This is a genomic window from Agrilactobacillus fermenti (assembly GCF_047943045.1).
Classification (GTDB): domain Bacteria; phylum Bacillota; class Bacilli; order Lactobacillales; family Lactobacillaceae; genus Agrilactobacillus; species Agrilactobacillus fermenti.
On sequence record NZ_CP181347.1, the window covers coordinates 258,279 to 273,791 of the forward strand.

Annotated in this window: 12 protein-coding genes; 10 read left to right on the top strand and 2 right to left on the bottom strand. The window is 41.3% G+C overall.

Going from position 1 to position 15,513, the window contains the following annotated elements; genetic code table 11:
* Window positions 1-67: 67 nt before the first annotated feature.
* Window positions 68-1,177 (top strand): WxL protein host-binding domain-containing protein, encoded by a 1,110-nt coding sequence (locus ACNAN0_RS01205; protein ID WP_416353622.1) that lies wholly within the window; start codon window positions 68-70, stop codon window positions 1,175-1,177.
* Window positions 1,178-1,395: 218 nt separating this feature from the next.
* Here the strand turns inward: ACNAN0_RS01205 and ACNAN0_RS01210 are convergent, their stop codons facing one another.
* Both ACNAN0_RS01210 and ACNAN0_RS01215 read right to left on the bottom strand, forming a co-directional pair.
* The gene (locus tag ACNAN0_RS01210) at window positions 1,396-2,175 is read right to left on the bottom strand and encodes a hypothetical protein (protein WP_416353623.1); all 780 of its coding nucleotides are present in this window, start codon (window positions 2,173-2,175) and stop codon (window positions 1,396-1,398) included.
* 20 nt (window positions 2,176-2,195) lie between these two features.
* Complete coding sequence (locus tag ACNAN0_RS01215) at window positions 2,196-3,302, bottom strand: FIVAR domain-containing protein (RefSeq protein WP_416353624.1); 1,107 nt, start codon at window positions 3,300-3,302, stop codon at window positions 2,196-2,198.
* A 241-nt stretch (window positions 3,303-3,543) separates the two neighbouring features.
* On the opposite strand from ACNAN0_RS01215, the gene ACNAN0_RS01220 reads away from it, so the two are divergent.
* The 9 genes from ACNAN0_RS01220 to ACNAN0_RS01260 all read left to right on the top strand — a co-directional run bounded on the left by ACNAN0_RS01220 (window position 3,544) and on the right by ACNAN0_RS01260 (window position 15,178).
* Window positions 3,544-4,773: a serine hydrolase domain-containing protein gene (locus tag ACNAN0_RS01220; protein ID WP_416353625.1), complete on the top strand. Its 1,230-nt coding sequence runs from the start codon at window positions 3,544-3,546 to the stop codon at window positions 4,771-4,773.
* A 3-nt stretch (window positions 4,774-4,776) separates the two neighbouring features.
* Window positions 4,777-5,646, top strand: a complete 870-nt coding sequence (locus ACNAN0_RS01225; RefSeq protein ID WP_416353626.1) for an NAD(P)-dependent oxidoreductase — start codon at window positions 4,777-4,779, stop codon at window positions 5,644-5,646.
* 187 nt (window positions 5,647-5,833) lie between these two features.
* On the top strand, window positions 5,834-7,645 hold the full coding sequence (locus tag ACNAN0_RS01230) for a hypothetical protein (protein WP_416353627.1): 1,812 nt from the start codon (window positions 5,834-5,836) through the stop codon (window positions 7,643-7,645).
* A 219-nt stretch (window positions 7,646-7,864) separates the two neighbouring features.
* Window positions 7,865-9,787, top strand: a complete 1,923-nt coding sequence (locus ACNAN0_RS01235; RefSeq protein ID WP_416353628.1) for a glycoside hydrolase family 97 catalytic domain-containing protein — start codon at window positions 7,865-7,867, stop codon at window positions 9,785-9,787.
* A gap of 393 nt (window positions 9,788-10,180) precedes the next feature.
* Complete coding sequence (locus tag ACNAN0_RS01240; protein WP_230913767.1) at window positions 10,181-10,402, top strand: hypothetical protein; 222 nt, start codon at window positions 10,181-10,183, stop codon at window positions 10,400-10,402.
* Window positions 10,403-10,435: 33 nt separating this feature from the next.
* Window positions 10,436-10,681, top strand: coding sequence for a DUF2922 domain-containing protein (locus ACNAN0_RS01245; protein WP_230913768.1), 246 nt, complete (start codon window positions 10,436-10,438; stop codon window positions 10,679-10,681).
* A 200-nt stretch (window positions 10,682-10,881) separates the two neighbouring features.
* A complete protein-coding gene (locus ACNAN0_RS01250) occupies window positions 10,882-11,952 on the top strand; it encodes a hypothetical protein (protein ID WP_416353629.1) in 1,071 nt (356 codons plus the stop codon).
* A gap of 405 nt (window positions 11,953-12,357) precedes the next feature.
* Window positions 12,358-13,578: an IS110 family transposase gene (locus ACNAN0_RS01255; RefSeq protein WP_416353630.1), complete on the top strand. Its 1,221-nt coding sequence runs from the start codon at window positions 12,358-12,360 to the stop codon at window positions 13,576-13,578.
* Between the two features lie 706 nt (window positions 13,579-14,284).
* Entirely contained in the window at window positions 14,285-15,178 is an 894-nt protein-coding gene (locus ACNAN0_RS01260; RefSeq protein WP_416353631.1) for a hypothetical protein, read from the top strand.
* Window positions 15,179-15,513 lie beyond the last annotated feature (335 nt).

Below are 15,513 nucleotides of genomic sequence, written 5' to 3' on the forward strand. Positions count from 1 at the left end.
TGATTCAGGAGATGTGCTGCCGGCACATCTCCTGGCTTCAATTGTCAAATCATGGAGGTGACCAGAGATGAAAAAAAGTTATTATGGGCTGATTGCATTAATTGTGGCGATTGTAACGCTGGGTTTCGTCAGCCTACCAAGCATGGCCTATGGCGCTGCTGCTGATGCCCAGAATGCCGCTGGCTTTAAAGTGAGAGCTTTCTTACCTGATAATCAACCGAATAAGGCTTTGAATTATTTTGATCTAACTGTTGATCCTGGCCAGACTCAAGTTCTTGAAGTCGAGCTTTTCAATTTGAGAGATGAGGCTTTGACTTTTACACCCAGACTGAATGTTGCCACGACAAATTATAATGGTGTGGTGAATTATAACAGTGCCGGCAAATCGGATCGTTCATTACAACATAAAATTACGGATATCGCGCGCTTGGAACAAAAAACGTATCGCGTACCAGCCAATAAATCAGTGATCGTTAGAGTTGACTTGGCAATGCCGAATACTAGTTTCCCGGGTGTTATTGCAGGAGGATTGACCTTTACGCCCAGGGTAGCTAATACTTCAAGCAGCACTAACAATTCTGGTCGCGCAGCATTAGAGGTACAAAACCGTTTTGCCTATACGATTGCTTTGTTGTTACGATCATCTGCTGCAACAGCAACAACCGTGGCACCTGAATTTAAAATGGGGACAATTGATCTGGGACACATTACCGAGCGGAATACCATTTTTGCAAATATTCGAAATACCCAGCCGATGTATCTGTCACCAGTGAACATGCAGGCTAAAGTTACCCGAAAAGGCAGCACCAAAGTTCTACATCAACATCAAAAGGAAAATGTTCAAGTTGCACCAAATACAATTGTGCCTTTCCCAATATCATTGAATCAGCAAAGATTTGCACCAGGCCTATATACAATGGCTATTCAATTACGGGCGGGGACCCAGACGTGGCATTTTAACAAAGATTTTCGAATCACGGCTCAACGGGCACGTGACCTAAATCGAGCCTCAGTTGCAGCGCCTACACCGGAACATAATTATTGGTGGCTCTGGCTCATCGCGGCACTTATCCTAATTGCCGGTATCATTTTCTGGGTCGTTTATCGGCGGAAAAAACAAGAAGCGGAGCGCTTGAGAGCACAGTTACAGCAGCAACGAACACGAAAAAATAAGTAATGTGTGATTAGAAAGTATTGGAATGTAAAAAAGCGAGGTCGAAGACAAAACATAAGTTTTGTTTACGATCTCGCTTTTTTACGAAAAATTTTAATTTAAACGTGTGCCAAAAGGCAACCCCCTCACCTAACGACGAATCGCTTAAATGGAAAGTCCGCCATTTATCACAATTCTTGTTAGTGCTCAGGTGCTGAACGCCTTTTGTCACACTCTTGATTTTATTCAACGGCGGTCCAATCATGGATCGAACGACCATTTCTATCTTTAAGCTGTAGCCAACTGTTCGTTCCAGCAAAGTATAAGAAAAGGCCGACTTCGTTGACACTTTTGAGCGTAATATCCGAAGTAGTCACGTAATTATGAAACTGAGCGCTGTGTTCCTGACGCAATTGCTGTGCAAAGCGTGCGGAAAAACCTAATGTACCATCTTTGTTGAGCGGGGGTGTTATTGTCATCTGTGCACCGGTTTTCAAGGTTAGTTCGTTGCGATTGGTCCAAAAAACAACGCCCCTACTGCCGCGATAATTCACATAAAAAGGCATTTCACTAATAGCTTTAGTCCAACGATGTCGTGTTTTCTTATCGGTTGTTGCTTGATAAGATCTAGCTTGAGATGTCAAATTAAAGCCTAACTGTATTAACAGCGGCTTGATAGCTTGAAAATAGGTATCGATAGGTTCCACTAGTTCCTCGGGTAATTCGTTTAAGCTGGTTGTATCTGTTAATTCAAGATTACCAACGGCGGGAACTTGATTGATCAAAAAATGTTCTAAGTTAATTTGCCGAATAGTTTCAGGTGGGTCAATACATAATATCCGATCGAAAGTTTGTTTAGGTTGTTCTGTACCAATACCAACAAGTTTACTCTTTTGAAAATATAGCATCACAGCTGGTTTGATCGGAGTGGCTGATTTTGACAGAACGTATAATCTTCCTAAATCATGCAAGTCGATGAATAAGGTATCGGTGGTAAAGCCGCCAGTGAATGTTTCACTCATAAAATCGCTCCTAAGGCAAATTAATTCAAAGTCACGTAAGTACTATTGACCCATTGATTGGCACCTAAGTTGAAGTATTCAACGCCACCAACCATGATGCTGCCATAGATTTTCCAAGCTGTCCCGTTGGTTAAGCGTCGGCCTGTAAAGTGAACCCCATCTGGTTGGAGCTGCCATAAATTGATACTATATCCGGGAGCAAAATTAATTGTCGCCACGCCACTTTTTTGAATCATCATGTACTGGGCACTGACCCATTGATTTTGGCCCACTTCATACCAAGTTGTGCCATCACTTAAAGTTGCCTTGCGGAAGACTTTCCAAGCGGTACCATTAGCTAGTAAATGTTGTGTGCCATCAGTATAGTGATAGATATTGCCATTAGGCGCATCATATAAAGGAATACCTGAGTTTGTTGTAAAGAAGACTTGACCGACGCCGTTCACATTGGTGTAGCTTGCTTGCTGGGCTGATACCGGTTCGTTGTCAGAAACAGCGCCTGCTGTCGCATTATCGGCAATCGTGGTCGTCCCGTTGTTTGCGTTATTGGTTGAAAGGACTTGATTATTGATTAAGGTCTTGTAGTCATTAGCAAGACTTTCATAAGCAGCTTGTAATTGCGCATCAGTACTTGTGGGGCTTTGTAGTAGATCCCGTACTTCATTTAATTGGGTCGTGTAGGTAGTCCAAATGGTACTAGGTGCAGAGCCTTGCGTGATATGTTGTAGCGTATAATAGTAGTCTAGCAATAATTCACGGATTGGTGGATTTTGGAATAACTGTAAATTTGTTAGGGCATTGTTTAGCTGACTGGCGGCGGTCTGAATATCCACGGCAGTAGCATTGGTGTTTGCCAAAACAGCTTGAGCATTATCTTTAGCAGCTAATAAATTACTCCAAGAGGCATCAGTGTAAGTTTCAGAATTATAATTTGCCAGCCCGTTGATTAAAGTTTGTAGATTATTCGCAGCGTTTGTAGTTTGTGTCGTCGTTGCCGCCTGTGTTTTTGGATCATTAAGACTTAGGCCTGCCTGTATACTCGTTGAAAGCAGTAAGCTTGCGGCGGTAAGCGGCCATATTTTTTTGAACCAAAGTTGGTTGGTATAACGGTGTTTAGCATAATACATAGTGGTTCCTCCCCAAGATAGAACATTTATTTCCCTTAAAGTTTAACACGAATCGTTAAAAATAAAGTGCAAGATAATAGTAGATTTTTATTGTTTTAAAGCATTTGGACAAATGAGCGACACTGCTATCTGAAATAAAGCCATAAGGCCGAAATAACTGGCTAAAGTATAACATATCACATACGAAAGTACTGAGATTATGCTATGATTAATGCGATTACAATGTTAGGAAAAAAGGCATATGAAATTAACAGTAAAAACAAGTCTTAGTTTGATACTGGGGGTGTGTTTAGGGGTGGTCTTGAGTGCGTTTATCTATTGGGGCTACCTTAAACCGCAAAATGAAAGTGTCCAGCGTGATCAGCAACGTCAATATGAACGCCAGCTTGCACGCCAAAAGAATAACTATCAGCTGGCTATTAATCGGTTAGAAAATGGCAATGATCCTAGCTTAGCCAAAACTGTGAATCGACTGACGTCAGCGCAAACAATGCAGCTGCAAGCCTTACTTAAGGCCAATCATTTTAGTGGCACGGCTTTGTTATATCGTGATGATCAAGTGGTTTACCAGCGAGGTTATGGCTATGCTGATTATCACCGCAAGCGCAAAAATAACTATAAGTCACTTTATCAATGGGCTTCGATCCAAAAGTCGATAACAGCTGTGTTAGTGATGCAGCAAGTAACCCAGGGCAAACTTAAATTATCTAATAAGTTAAGTCAATTTTATCCCAAAGTGCCTGGCAGTAAACAGATCACACTGCGCCAAATGCTGAATATGCGCTCAGGGTTATCTATGACGGCGCAGTCAAGCACTTTTAGCAATCAAGATCGTAAAATCGTGGATTTTGCCGTTGATCACGTGCAGTTTGATGCCCACCAGCTCAATACGAGCAACTATCAACCGGTCAACTATACGCTGCTGGCAGGTATTTTAGAGCAAGTGACCCATAAGACCTATTATGATTTGGTAGATCAGCAGATTTTTAAGCCCCTGCATTTAATGAACACTGGCTTTATGCCAACTTTTGCAGAGGAAGCTCATCATACCGTCAGTTACACCAGTCAAAAAAAAAATCCGAGCAGTTATGCCGAACCGATCGTCATCACGCCGGTGACTTATAATCGAGAATTGGGGACGGGCAATCTTTATTCGACACCGGGGGATCTTTTGAAAATTCAAAAAGCTATTCTGGCAGGTAAGTTTATTTCTAAGCCGGCTTTAGAAATTTTGCGCAACACTAGCGGTGGTCATTACGGCGGTGGTGTCTATAATTATGCTGATCATATTTATTCTCATGGCCTAATTTCAGGCTATGAAGCCACACTTTATCTGACTAAAGATGGTAAAAATGGCGTGGTATTGATGAGTAATCGCTATAAATATGATGTGACACCAAAAAAAGCCCAGGCATTCGTCAATCAAATTTATCAACTATTAACTATAAGCTCTAATCAGGAAGGACAGTAAGCAATGAAAGAAAAAATTGGTTTTATTGGTACTGGGGTCATGGGTACTGGGATGATCCTGAATTTACTGAAACATGATTATCCCGTTACCGTCTACAATCGGACGAAAGCCCATGCCCAAGCTGTATTGGCTGCCGGTGCAACTTGGTTGGATACGCCATCTGAAGTGGCCCAAGCCGTGGATGTTATCATTACGATCGTCGGTTTCCCCCAAGATGTACAAGAAGTTTATTTTGGCCGTGATGGTATTTTTGAAGGGGCCCACAGTGGGCAGACATTGATTGATATGACGACCAGTCGGCCGGATATCGCTGTGCGGATTTATAATGAAGCTAAGCCCAAACATATTGCGACTTTAGATGCGCCAGTTTCTGGTGGTGATGTCGGTGCTAAGGCAGGGACTTTGTCGATCATGGTGGGTGGTGAGCAAGCTACCTTGACAAAAGTTCGGCCTATTTTAGCCGCTATGGGGCAAAAAATTAATTACTTTGGTACTGCTGGCAACGGCCAACATGCCAAAATGGCCAATCAAATCATGATCGCTGGTACGATGACAGGCTTGACGGAAATGCTAGTTTATGCGAAAAAAGCGGGCTTAGATCTACAAACCGTTCTAGATACAGTGGGTTCCGGCGGTGGTGCCAATTGGTCCCTGAGTAATTACGGGCCGCGTATTTTGAAGGAAGACTATACGCCGGGATTTTTTGCCAAACATTTCCTAAAAGATCTGCGCATTGCACTGGATAGTGCCAAAGCTATGCAGCTGGATTTGCCGGCGACACGCCAAGCCGCCGAACTATATCGTATTTTAGTTGAGGATCATCAACTAGGTAACGATGGGACGCAAGCGCTAGTCAAATTATGGTGGGCATAACGTTTAAAACGTCATTTTCTTAAAATAAATATTGCTATGATAGATGATTGTTAAGTAATTATCTTTTTTGTTTAAAAGATAATTAAAAGTAGACAGGATTTGTTCGGGTTTTATGACATTATGTTAGAATGTAGTTGATTGAAATCATTAAGTAATATCAAGAATTATTGTAAGGGTGGGAATGAAAATGATGTATAAAGCTAGACACAAGAAGACCGTTCAATTGAAACCGGATACAAAAGTAATCAGCTTAGCAGCTACAGGGATGATGCTGGCCGCTCCATTGATCAATAGTGTGAGTCCAGCTGCTGCCGCTACGAATTCTGATGATCAGAACGTTAAGACAACTGATCCAAGTCAATTGAATTCACGAACTGTCGTCAATGCAACAGTGAAGATGACCGAAGCTAATAAAACGGCTTTACAGAAAGCCATCGATAATGCGAAAAATGTGCAAAGCAACGCTGACTATAAGAATGCTAAGCGGCCAACCACAAGTCGGGCAGATTTAGATAGCGCGATTACCAAGGCAACAACGGCTTTGAATAACGATGCCACGACTGATGCGCAGGCACAAGCTGAAATGACCGCTGTCCAGACGGCAAGCAATACCTATGAAGCCGACGCTAAAGCTTCTATTAGCTTAGCTAATGCAATTAATAGTGGCAATAAGACCGAGTATCAAGATACAACAAAGTACACCTATGATTCTATTTTTGCTTTGCAAGATGCTGTTAGTGCGGGTGGGGCTGTTCTGAATCAGACGGGACAAATTACTTCAGCCGCTTTCCAATCGAGTGCCACTAATGCGGCAAATGCTATCAATAATGCCATCAATAATTTGAAATTGACTGGGACAACTACGGCTTCTAAGACACAATTAACGAATCTATACAATAGTGTTAAGGATTATCATTTCTGGGATTATACGAAGAGCACTTGGACTGACTTTAACGCCGCTCGTACGCGGGCTGCTAATATTTTGAATGCCAGCAACCCTTCTCAAGCTGAGGTCAACATAGCTTATCAATATTTGACTACTACCCAAAAGGCACTGGCTAAAGCCAGCGACACCGATGCGCTTAAGGTTTTGGGTGATAAATATCAAATGACATTAAGTCTAAACAAAGCACAATTCACAGCTGATTCCTGGGCTGCTTTGGTAGATGCCCAGACTTATTTCCAAGATAATGTGGCTGCAGATAAAGCTGGTTCGATGTTTGACACGCCAGTTTCGACTATCAATGAAGCTGCCACTAAGCTGCAAACTGCGTTAACAAACTTGAAGACAGCTAATGGTCAATTATCGCAAAAACAAGCCTTGGCTGACTTATTGAATCAAGTTAATGGTTACGGTCAGGGGGATGCCTCTGATACGGATTGGACTGCTTTTACCACAGCTCGAGATAAGGCAGCCAGCGTACTAAAAGGCACAAATAGTACGGTTATTGACTACATGTCTGCTTTGCAAGCTTTGCAAACCGCTGTTACAAAACTAGGGGATACTGCTGATACGAGCTATGTTTCAACCGCATCTTATAGTGATGTTAATGGCGTCGGTAAAGTCTTCTTTACGGGCAGTCGTGGCATCGTGCTTTATAATAAGCCAGAGGGCAAGCAAGTCAATGATGCAAACGGTAATCCAAGATTCTTGCAGGATCAGTCACGTTGGAAGGTCTTTCGTAAGGCTGTCTTAAGTGACGGCAGTGCTTGGTATGAAGTTGGTCGGAATCAATGGATCAGTGCTCGCTTTACGATGATTGAACAAGCTGGTGTTGGGACCATTGATTTCTTACCAAACTTAGGCTTGACACTATGGGACTTGGAACCAGATGGGGTTCATGCTACTGGTCGGCGGTTAGATAACGGAACCCAGTGGCAGACATTTGGCAATATCATGGTTGATGGTCGTGAATACACGAACCTCGGAGCTAATCAATGGATTGAGAGCCAATATCTGACTATTGAAAATACCGCCACATCAGCTCCAGTAAATTAATATTTGAAGTAAGCGTGTGACAAATGGCGGATTTCCCATTTGAGTGATTCGTCGTTAGGTGAGGTCGTTGCCTTTTGGAACACGTTTAAACTAAAATGAATCACAACTAAGAGGTAGTTGAAAACAAATCTATTGTTTTCAGCTACCTCTGTTTATTTTATCTCGACCTTGATCAATCGTAGCTCGCAATCTAACGGGCTTTTATCTATAATAAAAGACATGTTATTCATAAAAAAGAAAACGAACAAGCAATTGATCTTAAATTTAGGCTTGGCCCTATTGCTCATGGTAATAGGCTATTTAATGCCCCAACTCGTTCAGGCGGCGAGTGCCGATCATTGGCTGATCAGTGATACCACTAAGCGCAGCCAAGCGGAAGTCAGCTTGTCCGCTGATGGTCAGCTGTCCTATCAAGTGTGGCATGCGGGTAAATTAATAGTTGAACCTTCACAATTAGGACTGGCCACAAATCTTGGTGATTTGTCCACTGGCTTAACGCTGAATGCGACATCTCATGAAAACATTAAACAAAAATACACTTTGATAGCCGGTCCCAAGAAAAAACATAGTTTTACGGCTAATCAATTGAATTTAACCTTTTCTAAGGGTGCGCTTTATTTAGATTTGACGGTGCGTGCCATGAAAACTGGCATTGCCTTTCGTTACGGCGTTCGTAGTAACACCGCCGATTATACGCAGGTTGGAATCAATAACGAGTACACCACTTTTAATACACCGACTAACAGTCATTACTGGTATATGCCCTATAATGTGTCTCATGAAGCACCCGAGCAGACGGCTGCAAATTGGCAAGATATTCAAGCGGCTCATTTACAATATCCATTGTTGTATCAAGCTCAAAACGGTATTTATAATTTGATTTCTGAAGCGGCCTTAGTACCAAATTATGTGGGCAGTGAGTTGCAGCTTGGGCAGCAGTCTGACCAATTTCAGTTAAATCTTTCGCAAGAACAAACAGATGCCATTACAGCTAAATTACCCATGCAGACCCCATGGCGCTTCATTACTTCTGGTTCAGCAAAAACCATTACCGGTACGATGATGGCGGATGATCTAGGCTATAAGCGCAAACTGAAAAAAACCAAGTGGATCAAGCCGGGTATTGCAGCTTGGACTTGGCTAAATGGCGATGCAACTAATGATTTGGCTACTTATAAGCGGTATATCGACTTAGCGGCTAAAATGCATTGGCAATATGTGATTTTGGATGAAGGCTGGCAACCGGAAAATACCACCAGCACAACTCCTAAATATCAAGGTTATTATTCCTGGACGACGGCATTATTGAAATATGCGAAACAAAAAAAGATTGGGTTAATTGCTTGGTTAGACAGCAATGATTTACAAGATGCTAATTATCGCCAGACGTTGCTGGCAGAACTCGCACGGATGGGCTTTAAGGGGATCAAGCCGGACTTTTTTGACAGTCAAAATCAAGCCACTATGCAGCTTTACGATAATTTGAATCAACTCGCTGCGCAGCATAAATTGGTGATTGATTATCATGGTACCAATCAGCCGACGGGAGAACAGCGGACCTATCCTAATATATTGAGTAAAGAAGCGGTTTTTGGGGCGGAACAATATGTATACCATTCTGATTTAACCACTGCTCAGCACAATGTAATGATTAGCTTTATGCGTGGTGCGCTAGGTCCGGTGGATTATACGCCACTATTGTCTTTCAATAATTTTCCGACAACGCACCCATTTACGATTACGCAGATGTTAGCTTTGCCGGTACTTTATCAAAGCGGTTTGCAGACAATGGCCGATAAACCCCAAATTTATCTAAAACAGCCCATTAAAACTTTGTACAAAGGGTTACCAGCTAGTTGGGATGATTCCAAAACGCTGGAGGCTAGTGTCGGTCAGTATGTGACGATTGCGCGGCGTAAGCGAACGACTTGGTATGTTGCCGGGATCACCGATCCAAAACGACAGGCAAAAGTTAAATTGACTTTTTTGAAAGCGGGGAACTATCAGGCAGAAATTTTTCAAGATGATGCCACGGGAACCAAAGTTCAACGCAAGACGAAGCAAGTGACGCGAAAAACACAGCTAAAATTACCGTTGAAAGAACATGGCGGTTTTGTTGTGAAACTGGTAAAAAGTGAATAGTCATTTTCTATATGAATATTATTGAAATATAACAAAATCCCTGATGCTATCATAGCAACCAGGGATTTTTCTTTACTTATATGTAAAAAAAGTCAAACAAAAAGCCTCCCATATCCGAGCAGGAGACTTCTGCAATTATGAGCGATTCAGTAACGAATACCAAATCTAAGTATACTCGAAAAGTTACAAAAAGGAAATACTTTTGCAATGATATCGATAACTTTTCGTTAAATATCTGTTAAGAAGATTGGTATAACAATAGTTATCAGGCGTTTGATAAAAAAATCAAAAAATATTTCCGTTTTTCGATGTTCATTTGTTACTAGTTAGTGTAGGGCAGTTTGCTAGCGACTAACTTACAAATACATCATAACCCTTTAGGAGGAAATAGCAATGGCATTAAATTGGAATGCAACAGAAATCAACTATTATATCGGTGGTGAACACTACAAAGGCGGCAAAAAAGTACGTCAATTGAAAAACACAGTGGCAAAACCAGATGAAGCACAAGTGCTTGCAATTGGAGCAGCTTTGGCAACCTTGGGTGAACAGGATACTTTGTTGAATACGGAAATCATTACCCATAACTTTGTAGTTAATGACCAAGCTAAATAAAACTCAATAAATAAAAGAAGGGAATTCATTCAAATGAAACATTTACAATTAAATTTCAAAACCAGCGAAGGCAAAAAGCGTGCATTGGTACTAAATGACGTCAAACAAGACCTTAGTGAGGCAACTGTTAAGGGGGCGATGCAAAAGATTGCAGACTCTAAACTATTTGTTCATGATGGTGTGGCTTTATATACTGAAGCCATCAGTGCGCAATACGTTGAACGTAACGTTTCAGATATTTTTACAACAGCATCCCCGGCTAAACCTGTGGCTGAATAGCCTGATCTTGATTGAAATTGTACTAGCTTTATTCCAAAACTTGAAGTAATGACTGACTGCTCACACAACTAGATATTTATTTGAAGATGCCTCGCTCAGTTCACGCTGGATGGGGTATTTTTTGTATTTAAATTGAATTACTGGGTGCTAAGCTTTATGATAATTAGGATATTAGTTTTGAATTTTGGGAGGTTGTTGTTTTGAACAGACATAAAGTCCAGCTGATCAGTATTGGTGCGCTGACATTAATGCTGATTTTAAGTGCTCCGGTTACTGGCAATGCCACTGCAGCCACTAAGCAGGCGCAGCAAGATACGCAAACCGTCAATCATTCAGCTGCGACTACATACTACCAAGCCAAACAGGATCTGGAGCATGTGCGGTATTATATTGTCACACCCAACCAAACGATCGCACCGCATAAAACCGCCTATACAGGTTCGGGCGAGCTATCGCATAAAATTATGCTGCGTAAATTGGTTGTTGCTGGCCAAACAGTGTATGTTCATGTGAGCGAGAGTCCTCAAAACCCGGGAACCTGGTTATTTCGAGCTACAGATATTGCTACAGATGATTTAAAAATGCATCGCCCTCAGAAAATAACCACGCGACGCAAATTAACTTTTAAAGCAAATGAAGCCGTTAATTTCTTTGTTGACCCCGTGTTGGCACAAACTATCACAGCTACGGATTTTGATGCAAGTAAAGTTGTGCCCACCGTTAGCTATATGATCAATGGGCAAAAATATTATGCATTTAAGGCTAACAATCAGCAGACGGTTTTTATTTCAGCAGCTGAAGCGACCTTAGTGGCTGATGCGAAAGCAGCGCCTGAAAATGAAAAAATGGCGACACAAGTTAATGTGACGCCACTAACTCTAAGAACTGTGGTATACTCCCACACCGCCGCCGTAATCTACCAAGACCCTAGTGCCACTCAGCCTTCTGGTAAGCGGCTAAGTACGCGAATCACTGACTGGGCGGCATTTGATCGTTCCATTGCTGCCAACGGTCAGGTCGTTGCTTATCGACTCGGACATAATCAATGGGTCAAAGCCAGTGACTTACAACAAGAAAAAGCTAAAGGCGGCGTTTTGGTCGTACCAGCTGGCACCGTGTATTACGATGCGCAAGGCCAGACAATGCCTCAGGTCACTGTGGCTGGTACATATCAAGTATCGGCAGAGCGCTATATTAATGGCCATAAAGCATTGAAATTAGGAATCAATACACAATGGGTCTATGCGGAATGCGGTCAGTACTACGAATGATATTGCTTGATAAAATATGGTTTTCGGCAAAAATAAAACATACTAAGATTAGATCTGTTGATGAAGTATATTCTTACTTCGGTCAACAGATCTTTTTTGATCAATTATAAAAATACCGTTCACTCATTGGGGCTTCGAGCCCGTCCTATTCTTTTGGTAAATTTATGTGATCAAAAACGTTTCTTGGTATCAAGTAGAGTATATTCCTCGATGATCAACGTTTCGTGTGATAATCAGTGTTAAAGCCGATCGCACTCTATGGGGCTTCGAGCCCGTAAAAAAAACTGGCTTTCACTACTACCTTCTGTTAATCAATTTTAAGTTTGTGGAGCTTCGAGCTCGGGTATCGGAAATGAGATCCAGGAGTAGTTAGTGTTCTAATCACAAGAAAGAAGATGTTGTTCGATGACCGATCTGATCGGTATCGATGTTTCAATGGGAAAAAGTAACGTGGCTGTTTATCACGACCACAAATGTATTGATGAGTACGCGTTTCATCATACAAAAACTGGGTTTCAAAAGTTAGCCACGACCGTGGCAGAACTAGAGCACCCCACCTTATATTTTGAAGCCACAGGCATTTATTCACGACCGCTAGTCCGTTTCTGCACTGACCAGCATTGGGCATTCACTCAGTTGAACCCCCTACAACTTCATTTCAATACGCAAGATCTTCGCCGCATCAAGAACGACACCACAGACGCCCGCAAGATCGGTTTAGCCGCTTATGACAATACTTACCGCCTATTTACGCAACAGAAACCGATCTATGGCACACTCAGAGAATTGAACCGTTTCTATCAACGGATGATCAAAGATATCAAACTTCATCAACTTTGGCTCCATACCACGCTCCAACAGACTTTTCCCGAATTAGAGGCTTTATTTAGCAGCAGAGTTTCTAAATTGGCATTGAATATTATTGAACTCTATCCGCACCCAGACTTTGTTAAAGGCTTAGGGCACATCAAATTACGCAACCAATTGATGAAAAATACGGATAAAAAGCTCTCCAAAACAAAAGCGACCCAAAAAGCTGAGGCACTTTTAGATTATGCTAAAGATAGTGCGCCAGCCGCCCACAAGGGCGATGTGCAAGTAGCCGAAGTTCGTTATTATGCCCATGAGCTCAAAGCGTTGATCCAGCAAAAAGAGAAAATACAGAAACAATTGATAGCGCAAGCGAAAGCTTTACCAGAATTTGAGATCTTGACTTCTATGCCTGGCATTGGTGAATTGACAGCTAGCCGAATCATTGGTGAGGTCGGTGATTTCACCCGCTTTGACAATGCCAAACAGATCAATGCTTATATCGGCATCGACTTAAGACAATACCAATCTGGTACTTACCGAGCGATTGATCATATCAATAAACGTGGCGATCCTTACGCCCGTGGCTTATTTTATTTAACAGTGGCCAATATGCGTCGAGTCTACGGCTTGACCAAGGTGCCCAATCATATTGTCGACTTTTATTATCGCTTACGAAAAAAAGGACCTCATCCAAAATTGGATAAGGTCGCAACGGTGGCTTGCATGAATAAACTGATCAAATGTCTGTTTGTCATGATTAAAAGTCACCAAACATATAACTATAAGTTATATCACGGGCTCGAAGCCCAATAAGGCCTGACACCTTATAAAATCAAGTATACCACGATATAGATCTGAAAAAGCAACCGATCGCGGTGTATTTGAGTTACCCTAATTTCGCCCCATGGGGTGAAGCATACTCAAGTGACGCAAACCTTATACAATAGACATTGATTCATTAACAGATGATTTAGTTGGAATTAACACTTGACTAATCGTAGGAAAGCAGAGTGTGACAAAAGACGTTCAGCGACTGAGCACTAACACGAATCACGACAAATGGTAGTTTTTCCATTTGAGTAATTCGTGGTTAGGTGAGGTCGTTGTCTTTTAGAGCACATTTAAGGTATAACTGTTCGTAACTAAAAAGAGGTCAAAAACAAAACGCTAACTTTGTCCCGATCTCTTCAATTATCATATAAAATTTAGATAGTATTAAGTGGCTATTCTGTAACTTTTATGATATTTTTTAGTAGATATTTGATTCAAAAACAGCCATTTTTCAATTTGGATACCAAAGAATTACTGGCATAATGCTTTGGCATTGTCCTTTATAAAGCTGATGCCCTAATCAACAAGTTATTAAATAAAAAAATTAGCATCCACATAATCTTCACTCCTCCGCTATCTGCGATCAATATTTAGTCTAGATAGTCTGGACGTTGCACAGGGAAAACAGTTCAGAAAATAGTCAAAAGATGCATTTATGCAACAAATTTTATAATTAGGAGCGGTTTTATTGAATTTTGGCAGAACAATTAATCAAATTAGAAGAGATAAAAATATTTCAGTAAAGGCATTAACGGAGGACAATGTTTCCCGATCAACATACACACGTTTTGTTGAAGGCAATACGGACACTTCGGTAACGACATTTGTTGAATTTTTAGAGCGGCTGCATGTGTCTTTTAATGAATTTCTGTATATTGATAACGGCTATGCGCCTAATGAAGTTGACGTGGTTATGGCCCAAATGATGACCAATTTGAATCAGCAAAAAAGCGATGCGATGAAACAAATTTTAGATAGGTTGGAAGTTCGGGCACAATTTGGTGGTGAAAAATACCATCATTTACGTGATATTTGTTCGATTCTATTAAGTCGCATGACCCAGCAGCCCTATAACAAGGCGTATTTGAAAGAATTAACCGATTATCTGATGTCGCGTTATACGTGGGCGCACTATGAATTGGTTCTATTCAACAGTGTGATGTTTGCCTTTCCCATGGAAGTTGTGGACGCTATGTCTGAACGTGCTCTGACCAATATGGATCGGTATCAGCACATGCATGATTATGGGATGGAAAGTTTTCGTGTTTTAGTGAACATCGTGATCCTCTATTTGAATGATAAGCAATTGAATAAGGCTTTAAAGTTGCAAGGTAGAATGGAACAATATGATATTCGACCGGATATGATGTTTGAGAAGAACGCGTTGATTTATTACCGAGGATTATTGAAATACCTCAAAGGTGATGAAACCGGGAAAGATGAGATCCATACGTCATTAAAGGTATTCGAGTTGCTCGGCTTGACTGATTTTTACCGTGGCTTCAAACAATACGCAGAAATGATTGAAAAGATGTATGGGCTAAAAAGCGATACAGATGAATCAGCAACACAACCGCATTAAAGCACAGTACCAAGATGATAAAAAAGTGAATGAGACAAAAGACACTTAGCACCTGAGCACTAACAAGAGTGGCGAAAAATGGTGGACTTGCCACTGGAGCCATTCGTGGTTAGGTGAGGTTGTTGCCTTTTGGCACACGTTTAAAATTTAGTTGTTCGTAAACACATAGTGGCTGGGGTAAAACTAACGTTTTGTTTTCAGCCACTTTTTTATATCATTTAAATAACGCTGATTTTTTAATTCAGGATTTTACGACACCAGATAATGCTTAGTTTTTTCATAAAATAGCAATTATATTTTAAAGTTTTGCGTCAAAATTATATTCTATAAGTGTG

What these genes read in the sequence shown, in the direction of transcription:
- ACNAN0_RS01205 (WP_416353622.1), top strand. Translation starts at nt 68, where the DNA reads ATGAAAAAAAGTTATTATGGGCTGATTGCATTAATTGTGGCGATTGTA.
- ACNAN0_RS01210 (WP_416353623.1), bottom strand. Translation starts at nt 2,175, where the DNA reads ATGAGTGAAACATTCACTGGCGGCTTTACCACCGATACCTTATTCATC.
- ACNAN0_RS01215 (WP_416353624.1), bottom strand. Translation starts at nt 3,302, where the DNA reads ATGTATTATGCTAAACACCGTTATACCAACCAACTTTGGTTCAAAAAA.
- ACNAN0_RS01220 (WP_416353625.1), top strand. Translation starts at nt 3,544, where the DNA reads ATGAAATTAACAGTAAAAACAAGTCTTAGTTTGATACTGGGGGTGTGT.
- ACNAN0_RS01225 (WP_416353626.1), top strand. Translation starts at nt 4,777, where the DNA reads ATGAAAGAAAAAATTGGTTTTATTGGTACTGGGGTCATGGGTACTGGG.
- ACNAN0_RS01230 (WP_416353627.1), top strand. Translation starts at nt 5,834, where the DNA reads ATGATGTATAAAGCTAGACACAAGAAGACCGTTCAATTGAAACCGGAT.
- ACNAN0_RS01235 (WP_416353628.1), top strand. Translation starts at nt 7,865, where the DNA reads ATGTTATTCATAAAAAAGAAAACGAACAAGCAATTGATCTTAAATTTA.
- ACNAN0_RS01240 (WP_230913767.1), top strand. Translation starts at nt 10,181, where the DNA reads ATGGCATTAAATTGGAATGCAACAGAAATCAACTATTATATCGGTGGT.
- ACNAN0_RS01245 (WP_230913768.1), top strand. Translation starts at nt 10,436, where the DNA reads ATGAAACATTTACAATTAAATTTCAAAACCAGCGAAGGCAAAAAGCGT.
- ACNAN0_RS01255 (WP_416353630.1), top strand. Translation starts at nt 12,358, where the DNA reads ATGACCGATCTGATCGGTATCGATGTTTCAATGGGAAAAAGTAACGTG.